Origin of the sequence: Streptomyces doebereineriae (genome assembly GCF_031845645.1) — a bacterium.
GTDB lineage: Bacteria > Actinomycetota > Actinomycetes > Streptomycetales > Streptomycetaceae > Streptomyces > Streptomyces canus.
In genome coordinates, this window is record NZ_JAVREZ010000027.1 from 87,985 (window position 1) to 111,431 (window position 23,447).

Consider the following 23,447-nt stretch of genomic DNA (forward strand, 5'->3'; position numbering starts at 1 on the left):
CCGGCCTGCCGACGCAACACAACCGGTGGTCCCCCGTCCAACCGCCGGAGGCGATCCGCGCCGTTTGGGGAGTTGTCAGACCGAGGACCTAGTCTGTGCACCGTGACTTCGCCTGCGACGACGGACAGCGTTCCGCCCCAGTTCAGCGCGGGGCCGCGCCCCGCACCGGGCCCGGCCGCCGACGAGGGACTGGCGCGGCGGCTGCGCGCGCTCGCCTGCACCGCGCCGCTGCACGACCTCGACACCCGCAAGGCCAACCTCGCGGGTGAGTACTCGGTGTACGGCATGGCGGAGGTGGCCCTCTCCGCCATCGACCTGGTCACCCTGAACATGGACTTCGACACCGGCGCCGACCACGATCAGATAGTCGCCCGCCTCATCCCTCGCATCGCCGCCCAGGCCCCGCAGCGGCCCGTCGCCGAGCATGAGCGCGTGGCCCGCTGGGTCCTGGAGAACCTGATCAACGTCGGCAGCGTCGACCGCGGTTTTCGCGCGGTCTACGGCACTTTCGCACCAGACGGGACCTATGTCCGGCGTGATTACGACTTCAAGCTGATCGAGGAGGTGCCGGGGCCCGGCGGCTCGGTGTACCTCCGGACCACCGACGAAGCGGTCAACGTCCTCGTCGGTGCCCTCGACACCGACGTCACCAGCGCCCAGATCGCCGCCGAGGTCAAGCTGGAGGTGCTGATCAGCCGCGGCCGCCTCGCCGACGCCCAGCTCGCCGCCGAGCAGGCCCGGTACCGGACCGTGCAGTACTCCGAGACCCTGCGCAGGGCACTGGACGCCACCCGCCGCAATGTCCGGGCCGTCGACTGGCTCAACTCCGTGCCCGACATGATCGCCGAGGCCCTCGACCACGTCGCCGACCGGTACCGCCACGAGAACGCGATCCTGACCAACATCCGCAAGGCGCGGGACGAGTCCGAGGATGCCGAGCAGAAGCGGCGGGCCGCCGAGCTCGTGGACATCGTCAAGGACTGCATCCGGCGCCACACCCAGCTCCAGTCCCGACTCCTCGAAGCGGGGCCGCTGTTCCGCGCCGAACAGGACCGGCAGGCCTTCGCCACGCCCATGACGACGTCGGGGATCGATCTGTACGGCCACCTCGTCGCGCCGGTGCTGCCGCTGCCGCTGGAGCAGGCCACCCGGGTCACCGACGCGTACTTCGCGCGCGGGACCGGCCTGCGCACACCGGCGTCGGTCCGGGTGGGCGATCTCGTCGACATACTGCTGACGCCGCCGATGGAGCGGGAGCACCTGGGCGCGGAGATGCCGGAGCCGGACCTCATCGCCACGCCGGACGACAGCCGGTTCAGCGAGGAGCAACTCGCGTCCGCGAAGGAGCTGCTGGACCTGCCGGCCGACGCCCCGCGACGACTCTCGGGACTGCTCGCGGAGGCCCGCCGGACCGGCGGCTTCGATCTGGCCTACCTGGTCGCCCTGTTGGCGGTCCACGCGGCGAGCCCCGCCGTCGGCACCGCCTACCGCCAGGGCGAGGAGAAGCTGCTCTTCGCGGTGGACGACGGGACGGAACTGGACGATCCGGACTTCGGTGGCGCCGACCTCATCGTCGGCACAGCCCTGCTGGACGCCGTGGGGATGGCGGCGGACCGGACGGAAGCAGCATGAGTGAGCAAGAGCGTGACAAGGAGCCCAAGCCGTGAGTGAGCATGTCGAGTGGAGCGACACGGAGGCCCCGACCCCGTCGGCGCCCGCCGCCGTCACCCCCGCCGACGCCGCCGACGCCGCTCGGCTCGTCGCCTTCGGACTGCAGCCCAAATTGCAGCCCGCGCGGGACCAGGAGTACGCCGAACTGCTGCGGCGCTACCGGGAGGACCCCTCGTTCGCGCGGCTCGCCGACGCCGTCGCCGCCGGACTCGGCCTGGTCGTCCTCGAAGTGTCCCCACGCGCGGGCATGGCCGTGACCGCCGCCGAGGACTCCGTGTTCGCCGTCCGGATGGGGGACTACGCGCGTCGTACGTCCGCCGACGGCGGGGACCGCTTCCTGCACGGCCTCGCCCATCTCGCCGTGGCCGCCATGGCGTTCCCCCGGCCCGAGGACCTCGCCGACGACGGATACATCGGGCGGGTCTCGGTCAACGGCGTCGACGCCTTCGTACGGCAGGCCTGCCGACGGCTGGAGGAGCGGGCCGAGGAGGTCGGCGAGAACACCGACCCGGTCACGGACGCGCCGGGCCTCGAGGCGGCCTGGCGGATCTGGGCCAGACGCAGCGCGGCCGGTGCCACCAAGGACGCGCGCCGGCTCGCCGGGTCCACGACCGGCATCGTGGGCAAGGCCGCCGCCTTCCTCACCGACTCCGGGTTCCTGCAGCGCACCGGGGACGACAACGGCGGTACCTACCGGACCACGGCTCGTTACCAGCTCCAGGTGCGGGACATGGCCGGAAGTGCCGGCATGGCCGAGCTCCTGGAGCTGGGTGTCGTCCCGGTCACCGACGGCACGCCGACCCTGCTGCCCGCCGAGGACCGCGACGACCTGGAGCTGGCGGCCGATGCCGGGCTGCCGTTCCACTCCTGAACTTCCCTGACCTGCCGAAGACTTACGAGAGTCCGCCATGTACGAGCTGTCCCGGGTCCGCCTCTACTCCATCGGTCCTGCCGGTGCGCGCTACGCCGACACCGTGCTTGACCTGCGCGGCGTCGGCGCGGAAGTGCCCGACCCCGCGCCCACCCAGGCGGAGTTCTTCGAGGAGGAGCCCGTCGGACCGCCCCGCCGGCCCGCCCCGGCCGGCGTGCTCTTTCTGGAGAACGGCGGCGGCAAGTCGGTGCTGCTCAAGCTGATCTTCTCGGTGATGCTGCCGGGCCACCGGAACACGCTCGGCGGTGCCAGCTCCGGTGTCCTGCGGAAGTTCCTGCTGGCGGACGACTGCGGGCATGTGGCCCTGGAGTGGCAGCACACCCTCACCGGCGAATGTGTCGTCGTCGGCAAGGTGAGCGAGTGGCGGGGGCGCCAGGTCTCCAACGACCCGCGGAAGTTCGCCGAGGCCTGGTACTCGTTCCGGCCCGGACCGGGGCTCAGCCTCGACAACCTGCCCGTCGCCGAGTCCACCGCCGTACGGCCGCCCGCCGAGGGCCAGTCGGCCGCACAGGGCCGTCGCCGGACCATGAAGGGCTTCCGGGACGCCATCACCGAGGCGGGCAAGGCGTATCCGCATCTGGAGGTGCACTGGGAGGAGATCCACGACCGGTGGATCGAGCACCTGGGCGACCTCGGCCTGGACCCCGAACTCTTCCGCTACCAGCGGGAGATGAACGCCGACGAGGGCGAGGCCGCCGGCCTCTTCGCGGTGAAGAAGGACTCCGACTTCACCGACCTGCTGCTGCGTGCCGTGACCGACACCCGTGACACCGACGGGCTCGCCGACCTGGTCGGCGGATTCGGCAACAAGCTCGGGCGACGCGCCGAACTGATCGCCGAACGGGACTTCACCGCAGGGTCCGTGGACCTGCTGGGCCGGATCGTCGAGGCCGCCGAGGCGCGCTCCCGCGCGCGCGACATCCACGCGGGCGCCGAACGCCGTACCCGGACACTGGCCCGACGGCTGTCCGCGCGAGGCGTCCAGGAGCGGGTGCGGGCCACCGACCTCGCCCAGCGGGTCACCGCCGCCGCGTACGCCGTCACACACGCCGAGTCCGGCCGGGAGCGCAGTGCGCTGATCGCCGCCGAACTCGCCTACCGGCACGCCTCCCTGGCGCTCGCCGCCGCCGAGAAGTCGGCCGCCGCCCAGAAGCGCGAACTCGCCGAAGCGCGCACGCTGCACTCCGCCTGGCAGGCCGCCGAGGCCGTCCTGCGCCACCGTGCCGCAGCCGACCGGATCGCGCGCGTGGCCGCCGCCATCCAGGAGGCCGAGCGGGACGCGGCCCCCGCGCTCGCCGCCCGGGCCAAGGCCGCCGTCGACCTCGTACGGGCCCTGCACGCGGCCGCCCAGAGCGCCGAGGCCCTCGCCAACGAGGAGGAGGAGAGGTCCGCCGCTCTCCAGGAGGTCGGCGAGTCCGCTTACCGGGACTCCACCTCGGCCGCGACCGAGGCGCAGCGCGCCCGCAGCGAGATCGGGCATCTGCGCCAGCGGCTGAGCGAGGTCGAGCAGGAGACCGCCGAGGCGGTCCGCGCGGGCTGGCTCGACGACAGCGCGCCCGACGCCGACCCCGCGCGCGCGGCCCTCGCCGCGAGCGACGCCGAGAAGAGCGCGGTCGCCGCCTGGGACACCGCCCGCGAGGCCTCACACCGAGCCGCCGAGCACGCGCGCGAGGCAGCCTCGGCCGAATCCCGCGCGGAGCTCACGGCCGCCCGCGCGGAGGACGCGGCCACCGCGGCCGCGCGGTCCTACGAGGCCGAGCGGCGGCTGGCCGAGGGGCTGGCCGGCGAGGAGCGGCTGGCGGAGATCCTGAGCCTGTCCGGGGCCTTCGGGGGAGTGCCCGGCCCGCGGACGGCGGCCGAGGACACGAAGGCCAACGGCGCGGCCGGGCGCGAGGGTGCCGGTGCCGGACGTGGCGCCGACCCGTACGCAGGCTCCACGGGTGCTTTGGCCGACGACGGTCTGAACCCCGAGGACCTCGACCGTTTCGCCGATGAACTGCGGGAACTGCTCGACGACTCCGTCTCCTCCGCCGAACGCCAGCTCTTCGAGCTGCGTACGGCCGCCGCCGACGATTCACGGATCCTCGGCGCGCTCGGTGACGGCGGGCTGCTGCCGCCGGGACCGGACGTGCTGGCCACGGTCGAGTTCCTCGGTGAGAACGGCATCCCCGCCCTGCCCGGCTGGCGCTATCTCGCCCAGGCCGTCGATCCCGTCGACCACGCGCGCGTGCTGGCCGCCAGGCCCGAACTGGTCGACGGCGTGATCATCACCGACCCCGACACGCACGCACGCGCCCGCGAGGTCCTGAACGACGCGGCACTGCTTCCCCGGTCCGCCGTCGCCGTGGGTACGGCGGCTGCCCTCCTCGCACCCACTCCGGCCCCCGAGTCGGACAGCGGGGACGTCTTCCTCGTACCGCCGAACCCGGCCATGCACGACGAGCATGCCGCCGACGAGGAGCGCCAGGCGCTGCGCGCGCGGGCCGGTGAGCGGGACGAGGAGATCCGGTCGCTCGCGGCCCGCCTCGCCAAGGACCGTGAACTGTCCGCCCGGCTCGCCTCCTGGCGTACCGGCTGTCCGGCCGGCCGACTCGTCGAGCTGGCGCAGGCCGCCCGGGACACACGCGCGTTCGCCGAGGAGTCGGAGGCCGAACTGGCCGAGGCGCGCACCGTGCGGGCCGAGGCCGACGAAGCCGCCGCCGAGGCCGCGCAGACGCGCGACGAGCGACAGGAGGCCGCACAGAAGGCCCGGCGCGCCGCCGACGCCCTCGCCGGACTGGCCTACCGACTGCGCGAACGGGCCGGCTGGCAGGTCAAGCTGCGCGAACTGGCCGACGAGGCCATCGAGTCGGAGGCCCGCGCCCAGACCTGTCTGGAGCGCGCCCGCGCCGCCGACGAGGACCGGCGCGGTGCCCAGCGGGCCGCCGACGACGCCCGTCGCACCGCCCGTGCGCTGCGCGCCGAGCGCGCCGAGATCGCGGGCGCCCCCGACGACGTACCGGACAGTGCTTCGGATGGCTCAAAGGCGTCCCTGCCCGCGCTCCGCGAGGCCTATCGGGCCGCGTCCCAGCTGTACGAGAAGGTGGGTGTCGGTGCCGACCTGCGGGCCGAACAGGCTCGGGCGGAGAGCGACGAGAGCGCGGCCCTGGCCGAACTGGACCGGCTGAGCAACAAGGTCCGCACGCGCGCGGCGCAGTTGCTCCAGTCGCCCGACGGGTCCGACGGGCCCTCCCGGCAGGCCGCCGCTGCCCGTGCGGAGGAGCTGGTGCAGCTCCTGGAGACCCGTGTGTCGACCGCGAGTGAGCAGCTCGGGCGGTTGCGCGGCGAGGCTGAGCGGCACGCCCCCGAGGACGGTGAGGCGCACACCGAGCTGTCGCCGGAGCTGGAGCCGCGCGACGCCGAGCACGCACAGGCGCTGTTGCGCACGGCCACCGCCGAACTCGCCTCCCGCACCGAGGCGTTGGCGCAGGCCCGGGAGGCACACGCGGAACTGCTCGGCTCCCACCGGGCCGCCGAGGACGCGGCGGGCGGCTTCGACGAGATCGCCGCGATGCTCCGCGATCTGCTGCGCGAGCACTCCATGGAGGACGAGCAGGAGGAACAGGAGCCGTACCCGGGCAGCCCCGAGGAGGCCCGTCAGGCCGCCGCTGAGGCCCGCCGGTCGCTGCGTGGCTGCGCCGCCGACCTCTCCGCCGCCGAGGCCGCCGTGCGCGAGGCCAGCGACGTACTCGTCCGGCACGCCAACTCCACGCGCTACGAGCAGGTGCGTACCCCCGCGCGGCAGCAGATCCGTGAGCTGCCCGCGTCCGCGCTGCCCGAGCACGCACAGAAGTGGGCGGACGCCTTCGCGCCCCGACTCCGGGTACTGACCGACGAGTTGGTCCAGCTGGAGCGGAACCGGGACTCGATCGTGGACCGGCTGCGGGGGCTCGTGGAGTCCGCCCTGGCCACGCTCAGGTCGGCCCAGCGGCTGTCCCGGCTGCCCGAGGGGCTCGGCGAGTGGTCCGGGCAGGAGTTCCTGCGGATCCGCTTCGAGGAGCCCGACCAGGCGACGCTGACCGAGCGGCTCGGCGAGGTCATCGACGAGGCGACCCGGGCCGCGGTGAAGAAGAACTCCGACCTGCGGCGGGACGGAATGTCCCTGCTGCTGCGGGGAGTCGCGGCAGCGCTGCAGCCCAAGGGCGTGGCCGTGGAGATCCTCAAGCCGGACGCCGTGCTGCGCGCCGAGCGCGTGCCCGTCGGGCAGATGGGCGACGTGTTCTCCGGCGGCCAGCTCCTCACCGCGGCCATCGCGCTGTACTGCACGATGGCGGCCCTGCGCTCCAACGACCGGGGCCGGGACAAGCACCGGCACGCCGGGACGCTGTTCCTGGACAACCCGATCGGCCGCGCCAACGCGACGTATCTGCTGGAGCTCCAGCGGGCGGTGTCGGACGCGCTGGGTGTCCAACTCCTGTACACCACAGGCCTGTTCGATACGACTGCACTCGCGGAGTTCCCGCTGGTCATCCGCCTGCGCAACGACGCGGACCTCAGGGCCGGCCTGAAGTACATCAGCGTGGAGGAACACCTCCGGCCGGGCCTGCCTCAGCGGCCTCAGGCGGGCGAGGCGGTGCGCAGCGAGATCACGGCGACCCGGATGTTCAAGCGTCCGGCGCCGACGACTCCGTAAGGAAGCTCAGCCGCTCAGGGGTGCGACACGCTCAGGGGTGCGACAACTGCCCTGTGCCGCCGCCTTGTCGCTGTATCCGCTCCTGAGTCCGCTCGGCAACCCGCGCCTGCCGCCGGGCCTTGCGCCGCTCACGCCGCAGTGCGCGCGCTGTGCTGCTCGGGGTCGACACGACGCCGTGGCGCTGGTTCCACACCTGGCGGGTCACCCAGACGTCCAGGGCGCCCCAGGTGGCCACCACGGTGCTGGCCACACTGCTGAGCACCATCGGGAACGCCAGCCAGGAACCGGCCAGGGTGCACAGGAAGGCCACCATCGCCTGAAGCAGGGTCACGGCGATGATGAGCACCGCCCGCACCGCGGAGTTGCGCACCGGATCCGGCAGCCGGCGCCTGCGCGCGGGTTCCTCGACCCACAATGGCTGGTACGGCTCCTCCCGGGCCGCGCCGCGCCCGCTCGGCATATCCGACGCCGCCGGTATGTCGTGAACCCGCGCCGCCCGGTGCCGAGGCACCGTCGAACCCGCCGACTCCACGCCGCTTCCCGGCGCCTCCTGCCGCTCCGCCGTGCCCATCACCGTGTCACTCCCCACCGCCGGCAGACCCCTCGTCCCGGTGTCCGTAAACCGGGCTTCAAGGTGACTGCCCGGCTTGCGCTGGTTTACGCCGCCCAGTTGCAGATGCGGCTCCTGTGGCCGAAACCACCGCCATTTCCCGAAGAGAAGGACGAACAAGACCTCTTCAAGATTCCCGCAGGACGTCAAAGAAACGAAAAAATCCAGCCAACCACCCGCCATGGCTGATCGGTTCCGGTCGGACGCGGACCGCCTCCTCGCAGGAGGCAATCTCCCGCAATGGGAGGACAACTACCCATGTCGCGACACCGGAGCGGAAGTTCGGGTTCCGGACGCAACTTCGAGTTACGGGTGCGTCGGTAGTAGGCTCGCGCCGTTTATTGACGTACATGTGTACCCCCGGCCGGCGGGGGTCGAGCTGGGGGAGGCCATGCGCTTTCGCGGGAAGTCGATCCGCCGGAAGATCGTGGCGCTGCTTCTCGTGCCGCTGGTGTCCCTGATCGCGGTGTGGGGCTTCGCCACGGTGCTGACGGGACGCGAGGTCGCCCAGCTGTTCCAGGTGTCGACGGTCACGGAGAAGCTCGGTTATCCCATCGAGGACACCGTGCGCGTGCTCCAGCAGGAACGCCGCCAGACGCTTGTCTATCTGGCTGATCCGCGCGCGTCGGACGCCCTGTCCGCGCTGCGCAGCACGAGGAACGCCTCCGACGAGGCCATCGCCAAGTTCCGCCAGAACGCGCGCGATCCCGATGTCCGCGACGGACTGGACCAGGACGACGACGAACGCCTCACCGCTGTCCTGGACGAGTTCGACGGCATCGACTCACTGCGCCGCACCGTCGAGGAGGGCACGGTCACCCGCCTCCAGGCCTTCTACCAGTACAACCGCCTCGTCGACCCCGCCTACGACCTGCTCGCCACCCTCGACGGCGTCGACAGCGTCGAGTTGGACAAGCAGGCACGGGCTCTGGTCAACATCACCCGGGCCCGCGAACTGCTCTCCCGCGAGGACGCCCTGCTCGGCTCCGCCCTGGTGGTGGGCAAGCTCACTCGCGAAGAGATCCGCGACGTCTCCGACCTCGTCGCCCAGCGGACCCTGCTGTACGACATCAACCTGGGAGTCCTGCCGACGTCGGAACGCGAGCGGTACGAGCGCTTCTGGAAGAACGCCGGCACCGCCCCGCTGCGCTCCGCAGAGCAGTCCGTCGCCGGTGCTGAACCCGGCACCGTCGGCAACGTCAGCGCCAAGAGCTGGGACACCGCTGCGGGCAGTGTGCTCGACGAACTCGCCAAGCTCGACGACCAGGCGGGCGACCGCCTCCAGGACCGAGTCCGGCCGGACGCGATGGGCGTGATCATCAAGGCGGCCGTTGTCGGCGTCCTCGGCCTGGTCGCCCTGCTCTTCTCGCTCGTGCTGTCCGTGCGCGTCGGCCGCGGCCTGATCCGTGACCTGAGGCAACTGCGCCTGGAGGCCCACGAGGCCTCCGGCGTACGGCTGCCCAGCGTGATGCGCCGCCTTTCCGTGGGCGAACAGGTGGACGTCGAGACCGAGGTCCCGCGCCTGGAGTACGACAAGAACGAGATGGGTGAGGTCGGCCAGGCCCTCAACACCCTCCAGCGCGCAGCCGTCGAAGCCGCCGTCAAGCAGGCAGAGTTGCGCGCCGGGGTCTCCGAGGTCTTCGTCAACCTCGCCCGCCGCAGCCAGGTCCTGCTGCACAAGCAGCTCACACTGCTCGACACCATGGAGCGCCGCACCGAGGACACCGACGAGCTCGCCGACCTCTTCCGCCTCGACCACCTGACGACCCGAATGCGCCGGCACGCCGAAGGCCTGGTGATCCTCTCCGGCGCGGCTCCCTCCCGGCAGTGGCGCAAACCCGTCCAGCTCATGGACGTCGTCCGCGCCGCCGTCGCCGAGGTCGAGGACTACGAGCGCATCGAGGTCCGCAGGCTGCCCAGGGTGGCCGTGACCGGCCCGGCCGTCGCGGACCTCACGCATCTGGTGGCCGAACTCCTGGAGAACGCCACGGTGTTCTCCCCACCGCACACCGCCGTCCAGGTCCTGGGCGAGCGCGTCGCCAACGGCTTCACCCTGGAGATCCACGACCGAGGACTCGGCATGGCCGCCGATGCGCTGCTGGACGCCAACCTCCGGCTCGCCGAGACACCGGAGTTCGAGCTCTCCGACACCGACCGGCTGGGTCTTTTCGTGGTCAGCCGTCTCGCCCAGCGGCAGAACGTCAGGGTCTCGCTGCAGCCTTCGCCGTACGGCGGCACGACGGCCGTCGTCTTCATTCCCGACGCGCTGCTGACCGACGACGTCCCGGACACCAACGGCATCGGCTTCCGTCTCGACCGCCCCCGGCCGTCGAAGGAGGCCGAACTGGAGGAGGCCCAGCGCGTCTCGCTCACCCGGGGACCGGCCCAACTGGCGGGCAGGCCGCCCGCGATCCTGGACGGCCCGGTCGAACTGGAGGCTCCTGTCGACCTGGACACCCTGAACGACTTCCCGGGTGTGCTCGACTCCGAGGACAGCGAGCGTGGCGGACTGTTCCGCCCGCGCCGCTCCCTGACCCAGGTCGGCGACGAAGCCCCGGGAACCGACGGGGCGGACATCGGCGACGGCGGCCCGGACGCCCCGGTGTCACTGTCCCGACGCCGGACTCCCAAGCTGGTCACCTCCCACGGACGTCCGGTCACCGACGAGCGGACGGGACGCGAGGCGACGGACGAGCCACCGGCCATCGGCCCGGGCGCGTCCCGGCCGCAGACGACCCCCTCGGCGGGGCAGGGTCCCGCGCGCTCCGAACCTCCCACGCTGCCGAGCCGCCGCCGCGCCGCGGCCCTGCGCCGGGGCACCGGCGTGGCCGACCGTCTCGACGAGCTGACGGAAGCACCGAGCTCCCCGGCATCCCCGAGCCGTGAAACCGGCGGGCCGTCCGGCGCTCCGGTCCTGCCCCGACGCACCCGGCGTGCCGAAATCGCGTCCAGCGGCACGGGCCCGGACTCGGGCGACTCCGCCACCGACACCACCGGCACCACCGGCAGGCCGGACGCGCCCGCTCTCGGCCCTGTCGCGTCCGCTCCGGGCGCCCTCGGCAGGGGCGGCCCGGCCGGCTCCGCACCGGACGGCGTCGTACGTCCCGGCTGGGGCGAGTCCGCCCGCGGCGCCTCCGGAGCATCCGGCTCGGGCAGGCCGCCCCTCGGCGCCGTACGCGGGTCCCAGGACGCCGCCTCCGGCACCGCCCCGCTACCCCGCCGGGTCCGCCAGGCCAATCTGGCCCCCCAGCTCAAGCAGGCCCCGGAGCGGCGCCCCCAGAACCAGGCGGAGCCCGCCGAACGGGACGCCGACGAGGTCCGGAGCCGAATGGCCTCGCTCCAGCGCGGCTGGCAGCGTGGCCGTGAGGAGAACGCCGTGGGCGACGACACGCCAGGCGGCACAGCACCACAACGAACGACTAAGGGGGACGGTCGATGACCGCACCGAAGGCGACCGACAAGTCCGGCGAGCTGAACTGGCTCCTCGACGACCTGGTGGACCGCGTCGCGAGCATCCGCAAGGCCCTGGTGCTCTCCAGCGACGGCCTCCCGACCGGCGTGTCCAAGGACCTGACCCGCGAGGACAGCGAGCACCTCGCCGCCGTGGCGTCCGGGTTCCACAGCCTCGCCAAGGGCGTGGGCCGCCACTTCGAGGCGGGCAACGTCCGGCAGACGGTCGTGGAACTGGACGACGCCTTCCTGTTCGTGACGGCCGCCGGCGACGGCAGCTGCCTCGCCGTCCTCTCGGACGCCGACTCGGACGTGGGCCTCGTCGCGTACGAGATGACGCTCCTGGTCAAGCGGGTCGGTGTACATCTCGGGGCCGCCCCGCGCACCGATCTGCCTCAGGGCGGGTAGTGAGATGGCATGAGCACAGACGGTCAGGGAAGAAGCCACTGGTTCGACGACGAGGCCGGACCGGTGGTCCGTCCGTACGCCATGACACGCGGCCGCACCACGAGTGCCGGGCAGCACCGTCTCGACCTCATCGCGGTCGTCGTGGCCGAATCCCATACGGTCGATCCCGAAGGGGACCACTCGCTGTCCCCCGAGCATGTGGACATCGTCGACCTGTGCCGGGACACCCCCCAGTCGGTTGCCGAGCTGTCCTCCGAACTCGACCTGCCCATCGGGGTCGTACGGGTCCTCATAGGCGACCTCGTGGCCTCGGAGTGGGTCCACGTGAACCGGCCGGTGCCGCCCGCCGAGCTCCCGGACGAGAGCATCCTGCGCGACGTGATCAACGGCCTCAGAGCCCTGTGACCGACTGGCCCACCCGCCCATGGGCCGCTCCGTCAGTGCCGGGAGACGCGCCCGGACGGCGTCCGGGCGCGGTGGGCGCGCCGGCCGGCGCGCCCACCGCGCGCGCCTGACCTCGGTGAACACCGAGCACATGCCATGGATCCACGCCGGGAGTCCCCACCGGTCCACGGCGGGCGCCGGCACACCCCTGCCGATATGATCTGACTGATCGTCGACGACCATCCGCGGACGGTCGCCCACCCGTCCGCGGACACGGTTGCGAGCAGTGCGATCGGGGAGACCGACGTGACGACAGGCTGGCAGTTCTGGGTCGACCGAGGCGGCACCTTCACCGACATCGTCGCGCGACGCCCGGACGGCCGCCTGCTCACCCACAAGCTGCTGTCGGAGAATCCGGCCCGCTACGCCGACGCCGCGGTCGCCGGGGTCCGGGCGCTCCTGGACGGCTCCGGGGAACCCGTCGACGCCGTCCGCATGGGCACCACCGTCGCCACCAACGCCCTGCTGGAACGCAAGGGGGAGCGCACCCTCCTCGTCATCACCCGCGGCTTCCGCGACGCCCTGCGCATCGCCTACCAGAACCGCCCCCGCATCTTCGCCCGCCGCATCGAACTCCCCGAGCTCCTCCACGAGCGGGTCGTGGAGGCCGACGAGCGCGTCGCCGCCGACGGCACGGTGCTGCGCGCGCTCGACCTGGACGCCCTCGCCGGTCCCCTGCAAGAGGCGTACGACGACGGAATCCGGGCCGTCGCCGTGGTCTGCATGCACAGCCACCTCCACCCCGCCCACGAGCAGGCGATCGGACAGCTCGCCGCCCGTACCGGCTTTCCGCAGATCTCGCTCTCCAGCGAGGTCAGCCCGCTGATGAAGCTCGTCCCGCGCGGGGACACCGCCGTCGTCGACGCCTACCTGTCGCCGGTGCTGCGCCGATACGTCCGGCACGTCGCGGACGAACTCGAAGGCGTGCGGCTGATGTTCATGCAGTCGAACGGCGGTCTCGCCGAAGCCCGGCAGTTCCGCGGCAAGGACGCCATCCTCTCCGGCCCCGCCGGCGGCATCGTCGGGATGGCCCGCATGTCCCAACTGGCCGGTTTCGACCGGGTCATCGGCTTCGACATGGGCGGCACCTCCACCGACGTCTCGCACTTCGCGGGCGAGTACGAACGCGTCTTCACCACCCAGATCGCCGGTGTCCGGCTGCGCGCCCCCATGCTGGACATCCACACCGTCGCGGCCGGCGGCGGTTCGGTCCTGCACTTCGACGGCTCCCGCTACCGCGTAGGGCCGGACTCGGCGGGCGCGGACCCGGGCCCCGCCTGCTACCGGGGCGGCGGCCCGCTTGCCGTCACCGACGCCAACGTGATGCTCGGCCGCATCCAACCCGCCCACTTCCCCAGGGTGTTCGGCCCGGACGGCGACCAGCCCCTCGACGCCGAACTCGTCCGCGACCGCTTCACCGCCCTCGCCCGCGAGATCCGCGAGCGGACCGGTGACGACCGCACTCCCGAACAGGTCGCCGAGGGGTACCTCCAGATCGCCGTCGCCAACATCGCCAACGCCGTCAAGCGGATCTCCGTCCAGAAGGGCCACGACGTCACCCGCTACGCCCTCACCACCTTCGGCGGGGCGGGTGGCCAGCACGCGTGCATGGTCGCCGACTCGCTCGGCATGCGCACGGTCCTGGTGCCGCCCATGGCCGGTGTCCTCTCCGCGCTCGGCATCGGACTCGCCGACACCACGGCCATGCGTGAACAGTCCGTCGAGGCCCCCCTGGAGCCCGCCGCCATGTCCGGCGTCCTCAAGACCGCCGCCGACCTGGAAAGCGCCGCCCGCGCCGAACTCCGCGCCGAGGACGTCCCCGAGAACCGAATCCAGGTCACCCGCCGTGCCCAGCTCCGATACGACGGCACCGACACCCCTCTCACCGTCGAACTGACCGAGCCGACCGCGATGAGGCACGCCTTCGAGGAACGTCATCGCGCCACGTACTCCTTCACCCTCGACCGCCCGCTCGTCGTCGAAGCCCTCTCCGTCGAAGCCACCGGCATCACCGACCCCCCCGATCTCTCCGCCCTGGCCCTCTACCAGGGCAGTCCCACCGCCCCCGGCACCGTCCGCCTCCATACGGCCGGCGCCTGGCGCGACGTCCCCCTCCACCGCCGCGAGGACCTGCCTCCCGGCGAGACCGTCACCGGCCCCGCGATCATCACCGAGACCAGTGCGACGACCGTCGTCGACGACGGCTGGCGGGCCGCGACGACCGACGACGGGCATCTGGTCATGGAACGCGTGACGATTACGGAGAGTTCCGATCTCGACACAGAAGCCGACCCGGTTCTGCTTGAGGTCTTCAACAATCTCTTCATGTCCATCGCCGAACAGATGGGCGCCCGGCTGGAGTCCACGGCCCAGTCCGTCAACATCAAGGAACGCCTGGACTTCTCCTGCGCGCTCTTCGACCCGGACGGAAACCTGGTGGCCAACGCCCCACACATCCCCGTCCACCTGGGCTCCATGGGCACCAGCGTCCAGGAGGTCATCCGCAGGCGCGGTCCGTCCATGAACCCCGGGGACACCTACGCGGTCAACGACCCGTACCACGGCGGTACTCACCTGCCCGACGTCACCGTGATCACCCCGGTGTTCGATGCGAATGCCACGGAGAGTGACCAGAGGATCCTCTTCTACGTCGCTTCCCGCGGCCATCACGCCGAGATCGGCGGCATCGCCCCCGGCTCCATGCCCGCCGACAGCAGCACCATCGAGGAGGAGGGCGTCCTCTTCGACAACTGGCTGCTCGCGGAGAACGGCCGCTTCCGTGAGGAGGAGACCCTCCGACTGCTCACCGAGGCGCCGTACCCCTCCCGCAATCCGGAGACAAATCTCGCCGACCTCCGCGCCCAGATCGCCGCCAACCGCAAGGGCGTCGACGAAGTCGGCCGCATGATCGAGAACTTCGGTCTCGACGTCGTCCAGGCGTACATGAAGCACGTCCAGGACAACGCCGAAGAGGCCGTGCGCCGGGTGATCGACGTCCTGGACGACGGCGAGTACGCCTACGAGACCGACTCGGGCGCCGTCATCCACGTACAGGTGCGCGTGGACCGCGAAAACCGCTCCGCCACCGTCGACTTCACCGGTACGTCCGCCCAGCTGACCACCAACTTCAACGCGCCCTTCGCGGTGGTCAACGCGGCTGTCCTGTATGTGTTCCGGACGCTCGTCGACGACGACATCCCGCTCAACGACGGCTGTCTGCGCCCGCTGGACATCGTCGTACCGCCCGGCTCCATGCTGGCGCCCGAGCCGCCGGCCGCCGTTGTGGCGGGCAACGTGGAGACCTCGCAGGCCATCACGGGCGCCCTGTATGCGGCGCTCGGTGTCCAGGCCGAGGGCTCCGGCACCATGAACAACATCACCTTCGGCAACGAACGCCACCAGTACTACGAGACCGTGGCCTCCGGGTCCGGCGCGGGCGAAGGCTTCCCCGGCGCGCCCGCGGTCCAGACCCACATGACCAACTCGCGGCTCACGGACCCCGAGGTCCTGGAATGGCGACTGCCCGTACAGCTCGACGAGTTCGCGCTGCGCCCCGGCAGCGGCGGCGCCGGAAGGTGGCACGGCGGAGACGGTGCCGTACGCCGCATCCGGTTCCACGAGCCCATGACGGTCTCCACCCTGTCCCAGCACCGTAGGGTGCCCCCGTACGGCATGGCGGGCGGCGAGCCCGGTGCGTTGGGCGCCAACCGCGTGGAGCACGCGGACGGTACGGTCACCGAACTCGCCGGTCGTGACTCGGCGGACGTCGGCCCCGGCGACGTACTCGTCATCGAGACCCCCGGCGGCGGAGGCTATGGCCCGCCGTCGACCCAACACCCCCAGCAAGCAGGAGAAGAGACCAATGATCTTCGGGCGTTCTGAGCGCGGCAAGCCCCCGGTCGAGCCCGTCACGCTCAAGATCCTGGTGGCCGGCGGCTTCGGCGTGGGCAAGACCACGTTCGTGGGCGCGGTCAGCGAGATCAGGCCGCTGCGCACCGAGGAACTGCTGACCGAGGCAGGACGCCCCGTCGACGACACGAGCGGTGTCGAGGGCAAGCGCACCACCACCGTCGCCATGGACTTCGGACGCATCACCCTGCGCGAAGACCTGGTGCTGTACCTGTTCGGCACACCCGGGCAGGAACGGTTCTGGTTCATGTGGGACGAGCTCTCCGAAGGTGCCCTCGGAGCCGTCGTGCTTGCCGACACCCGCCGCCTGGAGGACTGCTTCGCGGCCATCGACTACTTCGAGCGGCGCTCCATACCCTTCCTCGTCGGCGTCAACTGCTTCGACGGAGCGATCCGTTACCCCGAGGAGGATGTACGCCAGGCCCTCGACCTCGACGAGGACGTACCGATCGTGCTGTGCGACGCGCGGCACAAGCAGTCGGTCAAGGACGTCCTGGTGGGCGTCGTCCAGCACGCCATGGCGTACTCGGCGCGGCGCCGTCAGAGCATCACCACCTGAGACACGGGTGCGACCCGTACCCCCGCCGACAGGGGTACGGGCCGCGGCTTTTCGGCACCACGCGCGCGGGCCTAGTTCTCGCCGTCCTCTTCCCAGCCGAAGCTCTTCTCCACGGCCTTGCGCCAGTTGTGGTACTGACGGTCCCGGACGGACGCCTCCATGTTCGGCGTCCACTCGACGTCCTTCTGCCAGTGGGACTTCAGTTCGTCGAGGTCGTTCCACACGCCTGTGGCGAGCCCGGCCGCGTACGCGGCACCCAGGCAGGTGGTCTCGGAGACCTTCGGCCGGACCACCGGCACGTCGAGCACATCGGCCTGGTGCTGCATGAGCAGGTTGTTCTTGGTCATGCCGCCGTCCACCTTCAGGGTGGTGATCTGCACCCCGGAGTCCTGGTACATGGCGTCCACGACCTCGCGCGTCTGCCAGCTCGTCGCTTCGAGCACCGCGCGCGCGAGGTGCGCCTTGGTGACGTACCGCGTGAGACCCGTGACGACACCGCGTGCGTCGGAGCGCCAGTAGGGCGCGAACAGGCCGGAGAAGGCGGGCACGATGTACGCGCCGCCGTTGTCCTCGACACTCGCCGCCAGGGGTTCGATCTCGTCGGCGGTACGGATGATGCCGAGCTGATCGCGGAACCACTGGACCAGCGCGCCCGTGATGGCAATCGACCCCTCCAGGCAGTACACCGGCGCCTCACTGCCGATCTTGTAGCCCATCGTCGTCAGCAGGCCGTTCTTCGAAGGGACCGGCCGATTGCCCGTGTTGAGCAGCAGGAAGGAGCCCGTGCCGTACGTGTTCTTCGCCGTGCCCACGTCGTAGCAGGCCTGCCCGAACACCGCGGCCTGCTGGTCGCCCAGCGCGGACGCCACGGGTACGCCCGCCAGTTGGCCGACCGCGGTGCCGTAGACCTCGGCGGACGACTTGATCTCGGGCAGGACGGCGTCGGGCACGTTCATCGCGGACAGGATGGACTGATCCCACTGGAGGGTCTCCAGGTTCATCAGCATGGTCCGTCCGGCGTTCGTCACGTCGGTGACGTGCTGCCCGCCGTCCGTGCCGCCGGTGAGGTTCCAGATCAGCCAGGAGTCGATGGTGCCGAAGGCGATCTCACCGTTCTCGGCGCGTGCGCGCAGCCCCGGCACGTTGTCCAGCAGCCAGGCCGCCTTCGGTCCCGAGAAATAGGTGGCCAGCGGCAGCCCGGTCTGCTCGCGGAAACGGTCCTGCCCGTCGGAGCCGCCGAGTTGCCTGGTCAGCGCCGCGGTGCGGGTGTCCTGCCACACGATCGCGTTGTGTACGGGCTTGCCCGTCGCGCGGTCCCACAGGACCGTCGTCTCGCGCTGGTTGGTGATGCCGAGCGCGCTGAGCTGGTCGGCCCGCAGCCCGGCTTTGGCGATCGCCCCGGCGACGACGGCCTGCACCTTGGACCAGATCTCGGTGGCGTCGTGCTCCACCCAGCCGGGCTTGGGGAAGATCTGGCGGTGTTCGCGCTGGTCGACGGCGACGATCGCGCCGTCCTGGTTGAAGATGATGCAGCGGCTGGAGGTGGTGCCCTGGTCGATAGCGGCGACGAACTTGTCCGTCATGACGTCCCCTTCGTCGGTTCCTGCACAAGGCTGCGTTTCACGGGCTGCGTTTCACGGGGGCTGCGTTTCACAAGGGCTGTGTTCAGAAGGCTGCGTTGAAGATCACCCCGGCCAGCGCCCCGCCGATGAGCGGTCCCACCACCGGGATCCACGCGTAACTCCAGTCCGAGGTGCCCTTGTTGGGAATCGGCAGCAGGGCGTGGACGATGCGCGGGCCCAGGTCACGGGCCGGGTTGATGGCGTATCCGGTGGGTCCGCCGAGCGACAGACCGATGCCGACGACCAGGAAGGCGACGACGAGGACCGCGGTACCGGACTCGCCGAGTCCCTTGGTGAGGCCGAAGGCCAGGATCGGCAGGACCAGGCCGATCGTCGCGATGATCTCCGTGACCAGGTTCGCCACGGGGTGGCGGATCGCGGGCGCGGTGGAGAAGATCCCGAGCGTCGGCTGGGCGATCTCCTCCTCGGCGTTGGCCTGGAACTGCGCGAAGTAGACCAGCCAGCACAGGACCGCCCCGAGCATCGCGCCGACCATCTGACCGGCGATGTAGAGGGGAACCTGGTCCCAGTCCCCGGTGTCGATGGCGATCCCGAGGGTCACGGCCGGGTTGAGGTGCCCGCCGGACAGCGGTGCGGCGGTGTACGCCCCGGCGAGTACGCCGAAGCCCCAGCCGAACGCGATGACGACCCAGCCGGAGTCCTTCGCCTTGGAATAGTTGAGTACGACGGCAGCGACCACGCCGGCGCCGAAGAGGATCAGAATCGCCGTACCGATGACCTCGCCGAGGAATACGTCTCCGTTGCTCATGGCGGCTCCTAGGCCCTGGCCCGGGACGTTCCCGCCCCGGTCCTCCGTGCAGGGTTGCGGTTCCCTTTGGCGAACTGCCGAGGGCAGGGAGAATCCCGCGCCCCGCCCGGCGTCCGCGACGAGCGTGCCGTCGCAGCCGAATCGCCCGTGGGGGAATGGGCCTGAGCACGTGGGGGGCCCGCGCGGCGTGGTGCCTGGATACGCCGAGAATGTACGGCGATGTCGACTGACACCGGAAGTGTTCACCGGGCCCCGGGGGGCGTCAAGGTCGCCGACGGCAACGGTTGGGACGGGCGGCCGAACCGCCTCGACCAACGGGCAGGATCGGCCTGAGCCGAACGGCGCTCACCGGCCGTGCGTTCAGCCGCTCCCCGGCTCCGCCACCGCATACCCCGAAGGGGCCTCCGCGCCCGCTGCGCGCCGGATCTCGTGCCCAGGCAGCCCTGCCCGCCCCACGACCCAACTCGCCCCGCTGAGCGCCTTCGCGGCCTTCTTCAGTGGCGCCAGACACGCGGCCGCCTCCCTGTGGTCAGCCACACTGCCGGGCACGCACTCCACGGTGGCCAGGGACAGTGTCACGGGCCGCCCGCCCGTGGCCCAGGGCGCGTCCAGCACGGCGGCGGCCAGCGGAGCCAGCTCCTGCGGGTCCGCCAGCACCAGGAAGTCGTCCCCGCCGATGTGCCCCACGCGCGCGGTGCCGGTCGCCGCGTGCTGCAGCAATCGTCCCACCGCGCGGATGAGCTCGTCGCCCGCCGCGAACCCGGCCCCGTCGTTGACCTGCTTGAAGTGGTCGACGTCCAGCCAGCTCAGCGCGAACGTCCGCCCGGCCGCGATACGCTGGTCCACCTCACCCGTGATCGCGTCCGAGCCCGGCAGCCGCGTCAGCGGATTGAGGCCGGCCGCCTCCTCCACCCGGGTCTCGCTCAGCGCGCGTACGAGATCCGCGAGCCGTACGACACCCACGCAGCGGCCGTGCCGGTCGACCACGGCCACGTCGTCCGACGTACGGTCCCGGTCGCCCACGGCGACCACGTCCAGGACCTCCCACGCGGTGGCGTCGATTCCCACCGTCCGTGGTGGATCGCCGAGCTTGGCCGCAGGGCGTTCGGCGTACAGGGCGTGTCCGTAGCGGCCCGACATCGACAGCAGGAATCGTGACCGGTGCACCGAGCGGATCGGCACGCCGGTTCTGTCCACGAGCAGCACCCCCGACACGTCGGGCGCTCCGGTCAGCAGCGCCCGCACCTGACCCGCGGAGGCGGTGGCCGGCAACAACGCGGCGGGGCGCACGAACTCCCGTACCGAAGGACCCGGCCGCGGTGGCGGCCCGTCAGCGGGGGAGGGGGGCGGAACGTACACCTCCGCCGCGGGAAGCCGGGACGGCGGCGCGAACAGCGTGCCCTGGGCCAGCTGCGCGCCGGCCGACAGCGCGGCCCCGTACTGCAGTTCCGTCTCCACGCCCTCGACACAGAGGAGCGCGCCGAGTTCGTCGCACAGGGTCCGCATCGCCCGTACCGCCGAAGGCCGGACCAACAGCGAGGTGTCGAGCTTCACGAGATCGGGCGACATGTCGACAAGCAGTCTCAGTGGCACGTCCCCGTCCCCCACGCCGTCCGCGCTGATCCGGAAGCCCTGTCCCCGCAGTTCGGCGAGTGCCTCCAGCAGCGCCTGATGCGGCACATGCGTGTACGGCGGACCCACGTCGATCGTGACCTCCCACGGCAGCCGTCCCGCCTCACGTACGGCGTGGTGCAGCGGGGTGAGGCCGCCGAGGTCGGCGAGCGTGCCCGCGAACACGTTGACGTGCAGCGGCAGCAAGGTTTCCCTGCGCACTGCCGCCCGTAGCGCCAACACGACGAGCTGACCGTCGAGTTCGGGGTCGCGGCGGGCCTCCGCCAGGATGTCGCCGGTCTCCGGACGGGCGAGTATCTCCAGCCCTGCGACTCCGCCAGTGGCCAGATTGACCACCGGTTGGAAGGCGAAGCGGAGAGTGTCCGTCCAGGAGTGCACGGGAGCATGATGGCGTCATTCGCGCATGCCCAAGCGCAGTTCATGAGACGTTCACGCAGGATTCCGGGTCGCTCACCGAGCGTATGAGAAACCCCTTTCCCTCCGATCACCTGATGGCGATCACTGCCGACCCGTGTCCGAACAGCCCCTGGTTGGCGGTGATCCCCACGCGCGGGTGCTCGACCTGCCGGGCACCCGCGTCCCCCCGCAACTGCCAGGTCAGTTCGCACACCTGGGCGATCGCCTGGGCCGGGACCGCCTCGCCGAAGGAGGCGAGTCCGCCGCTCATGTTGACGGGTACGCGCCCTCCCGGTGCCGTCGCCCCCTCGCGCAGGAGCTTCGCGCCCTCGCCCTCTCCGCACAGTCCGAGGTCCTCGTACCACTGCAACTCCAGGGCCGTGGACAGGTCGTAGACCTCGGCGAGGGAGAGATCCTCCGGCCCGACGCCGGCCTCCTCGTAGGCCACGCGTGCGATCGACGCACGGAACGTCCCGGCGGCGGGCTCGACCGCGGCGGCGGAGTCCGTCGCGATGTCCGGCAGGTCCAGCACCGTGTTCGGATACGTCGGTGTCACCGTCGACACCGCCCGGATCCGCACGGGCTCGGCCACACCCCTCCGGCGCGCGAACTCCATGCTGGAAAGCACGAGCGCCGCACCGCCGTCCGAGGTGGCGCATATGTCGAGCAGCCGCAGCGGGTCCGCCACGACGGCGGAGGCCGCGACCTCTTCCGCGCTCACCCGCTTGCGGTACCGCGCATACGGATTCAGCGCCCCCATGGCCGCGTTCTTCACCTTGACCTGAGCGAAGTCCTCCACCGTGTCCCCGTGCACGGCCATGCGCCGCCGCGCGTACAGCCCGAAGTACGTCGGGTTGGTCGCGCCGAGGACCCGGAAGCGCAGCCAGTCCGGATCGTCGGGCCGGTCGCCGCCCGCGGGGCGGAAGAACCCCTTCGGTGCGGCATCGGCGCCCACCACGAGCACCACGTCGGCCAGTCCCGCGAGGATCTGTGCCCGCGCGGCGGCAACCGCCTGCGCCCCGGACGCGCACGCCGCGTACACGCTGGTGACACGGGCCCCCTGCCAGCCGAGTGCCTTGGCGAAGGTCGCCCCTGCCACATAGCCCGGATAACCGCCCCGCACGGTGTCCGCGCCGACGATCGAGCCGACGTCCCGCCACTCGAGGCCCGCGTCGGCCAGTGCCGCGCGGGCGGCCGCCACGCCGTACTCGACGAACCCGCGCCCCCATTTGCCCCACGGGTGCATGCCCGCGCCGAGCACCGCCACCTCTGCCGTCATGCCGTCACCCCCGTCGGCCGCCAGTGCCATGTCGTCCACACCGTCTCGTCGTCCTCATGGAGCACACCGGGGACGACCTCCACCTCCGCGCCCAGCGCCAGGTCGGCGACGGTGACCCCGGGAACCGCCTGCCCCAGCACCACGATCCGCTCGGCGGCCAGCTCCACAGCGATCAACGTGTACGGCTCCCACGGAAGTTCCGGTGCAGTCACATACGGTGACGGAGGCCGGTACCGGCTGTCCGTGTACGACCAGACGCGACCGCGCCGCGAAAGGGGAATCTCCGCCAGATCGCCACTGTCGCATCCGGGGTTGCGACAGTGACTGTCCTCGCGCGGGAAGAAGACCGACGCGCAGGCGGAGCAGCGGGTCCCGAGAAGCGTGAAGTCGTCTCCCTCACCGGCGAACCACCCGGTGACCACAGGTGTGCGTGTGCGCGGCAAGACCCCTCCCCGGGCCGAATCTGACGGAACGTCAGAAGTGTCGCACGGGCGGCCGCAAAGAGGCAGAGGGCCCAACGGAACCGGAGCACCCGGTGATCAGATACAGTCCGCCGCGTGTCCGAAACTCAGCACTCCATCCCCAACTCCGCGCCCGACTCCCACTGTTCGAGCTGCGGAGCGCCCTACGGAGAGGGCGTCGCGGGCTGGCCCCGCACCTGTCCCGCCTGCAACACGGTGGCCTACCGCAACCCCCTGCCGGTCGCCGTCGCACTCCAGCCCGTGTACGACACACAGGGCACCGCCCTGGTCGTCATCACCCGAACCATCGCCCCCGCGCGCGGAGGCATAGCCCTGCCCGGCGGTTACCTCGACGACCGTGAGGACTGGCGGCACGCCCTGGTCCGCGAACTCAAGGAAGAGACCGGCATCGACGCGGCGAGCCGCGACGTGCGGCTCGTCGACGCGCTGAGCTCGCCCGACGGGCACCTGCTGCTGTTCGGGGTGTTGCCGGAGCGTCCCGCCGACGGCCTCCCGCAGCCCGCCGCCACCGACGAGACGGAGGGCTGGCACCTCCTGCGCAGGCCGGAAGAGCTCGCCTTCCCGCTGCACACGCTGGCCGTACGGGCCTGGTTCGAGGGCCGCTACGTCTGAT

15 protein-coding genes are annotated in these 23,447 nt (G+C 71.5%); 9 read left to right on the forward strand and 6 right to left on the reverse strand.

All coding sequences use genetic code 11. The features are described from left to right. Positions 1-102: 102 nt before the first annotated feature. From RNB18_RS45645 to RNB18_RS45655, 3 genes are read left to right on the forward strand one after another with little or no spacing between them, the layout of a single operon-like run. Positions 103-1,632, forward strand: coding sequence for a hypothetical protein (locus RNB18_RS45645; protein WP_311720048.1), 1,530 nt, complete (start codon positions 103-105; stop codon positions 1,630-1,632). A gap of 31 nt (positions 1,633-1,663) precedes the next feature. Next, positions 1,664-2,542, forward strand: coding sequence for a hypothetical protein (locus RNB18_RS45650; RefSeq protein ID WP_311720049.1), 879 nt, complete (start codon positions 1,664-1,666; stop codon positions 2,540-2,542). 37 nt (positions 2,543-2,579) lie between these two features. Continuing rightward, complete coding sequence (locus RNB18_RS45655) at positions 2,580-7,274, forward strand: hypothetical protein (protein WP_311720050.1); 4,695 nt, start codon at positions 2,580-2,582, stop codon at positions 7,272-7,274. 31 nt (positions 7,275-7,305) lie between these two features. Here RNB18_RS45655 and RNB18_RS45660 read toward each other — a convergent pair whose 3' ends face one another. After that, positions 7,306-7,845, reverse strand: coding sequence for a hypothetical protein (locus tag RNB18_RS45660; RefSeq protein ID WP_311720071.1), 540 nt, complete (start codon positions 7,843-7,845; stop codon positions 7,306-7,308). Between the two features lie 430 nt (positions 7,846-8,275). Here RNB18_RS45660 and RNB18_RS45665 point away from each other — a divergent pair, with 430 nt between their 5' ends. From RNB18_RS45665 to RNB18_RS45685, 5 genes are all read left to right on the forward strand, one after another. Next, positions 8,276-11,323: a sensor histidine kinase gene (locus tag RNB18_RS45665; protein WP_311720051.1), complete on the forward strand. Its 3,048-nt coding sequence runs from the start codon at positions 8,276-8,278 to the stop codon at positions 11,321-11,323. Further along, complete coding sequence (locus tag RNB18_RS45670; RefSeq protein ID WP_057614086.1) at positions 11,320-11,742, forward strand: roadblock/LC7 domain-containing protein; 423 nt, start codon at positions 11,320-11,322, stop codon at positions 11,740-11,742. Before RNB18_RS45665 ends, RNB18_RS45670 begins: the two co-directional genes overlap by 4 nt. 9 nt (positions 11,743-11,751) lie before the next feature. Next, positions 11,752-12,147 carry a DUF742 domain-containing protein gene (locus RNB18_RS45675; protein WP_266525907.1) on the forward strand — a complete coding sequence of 132 codons (396 nt, stop codon included), beginning with the start codon at positions 11,752-11,754 and terminating at the stop codon, positions 12,145-12,147. 285 nt (positions 12,148-12,432) lie between these two features. Further along, positions 12,433-16,068, forward strand: coding sequence for a hydantoinase B/oxoprolinase family protein (locus tag RNB18_RS45680; RefSeq protein ID WP_311720052.1), 3,636 nt, complete (start codon positions 12,433-12,435; stop codon positions 16,066-16,068). After that, positions 16,049-16,654, forward strand: a complete 606-nt coding sequence (locus RNB18_RS45685) for a GTP-binding protein (protein WP_311720053.1) — start codon at positions 16,049-16,051, stop codon at positions 16,652-16,654. Before RNB18_RS45680 ends, RNB18_RS45685 begins: the two co-directional genes overlap by 20 nt. Positions 16,655-16,725: 71 nt before the next feature. Here RNB18_RS45685 and glpK read toward each other — a convergent pair whose 3' ends face one another. From glpK to RNB18_RS45710, 5 genes are all read right to left on the reverse strand, one after another. Then, positions 16,726-18,237: a glycerol kinase GlpK gene (gene glpK / locus RNB18_RS45690; protein ID WP_311720054.1), complete on the reverse strand. Its 1,512-nt coding sequence runs from the start codon at positions 18,235-18,237 to the stop codon at positions 16,726-16,728. A gap of 82 nt (positions 18,238-18,319) precedes the next feature. After that, entirely contained in the window at positions 18,320-19,045 is a 726-nt protein-coding gene (locus RNB18_RS45695; protein WP_311720055.1) for an MIP/aquaporin family protein, read from the reverse strand. A 360-nt stretch (positions 19,046-19,405) separates the two neighbouring features. After that, complete coding sequence (locus RNB18_RS45700) at positions 19,406-21,055, reverse strand: GGDEF domain-containing protein (protein ID WP_311720056.1); 1,650 nt, start codon at positions 21,053-21,055, stop codon at positions 19,406-19,408. Between the two features lie 106 nt (positions 21,056-21,161). After that, positions 21,162-22,352 carry a lipid-transfer protein gene (locus tag RNB18_RS45705; RefSeq protein ID WP_311720072.1) on the reverse strand — a complete coding sequence of 397 codons (1,191 nt, stop codon included), beginning with the start codon at positions 22,350-22,352 and terminating at the stop codon, positions 21,162-21,164. Further along, entirely contained in the window at positions 22,349-22,774 is a 426-nt protein-coding gene (locus RNB18_RS45710; RefSeq protein ID WP_311720073.1) for a Zn-ribbon domain-containing OB-fold protein, read from the reverse strand. Before RNB18_RS45710 ends, RNB18_RS45705 begins: the two co-directional genes overlap by 4 nt. Before the next feature lie 135 nt (positions 22,775-22,909). Between RNB18_RS45710 and RNB18_RS45715 the strand changes: the two genes are divergently transcribed. Continuing rightward, positions 22,910-23,446 (forward strand): NUDIX domain-containing protein, encoded by a 537-nt coding sequence (locus tag RNB18_RS45715; protein WP_311720057.1) that lies wholly within the window; start codon positions 22,910-22,912, stop codon positions 23,444-23,446. Position 23,447 lies beyond the last annotated feature (1 nt).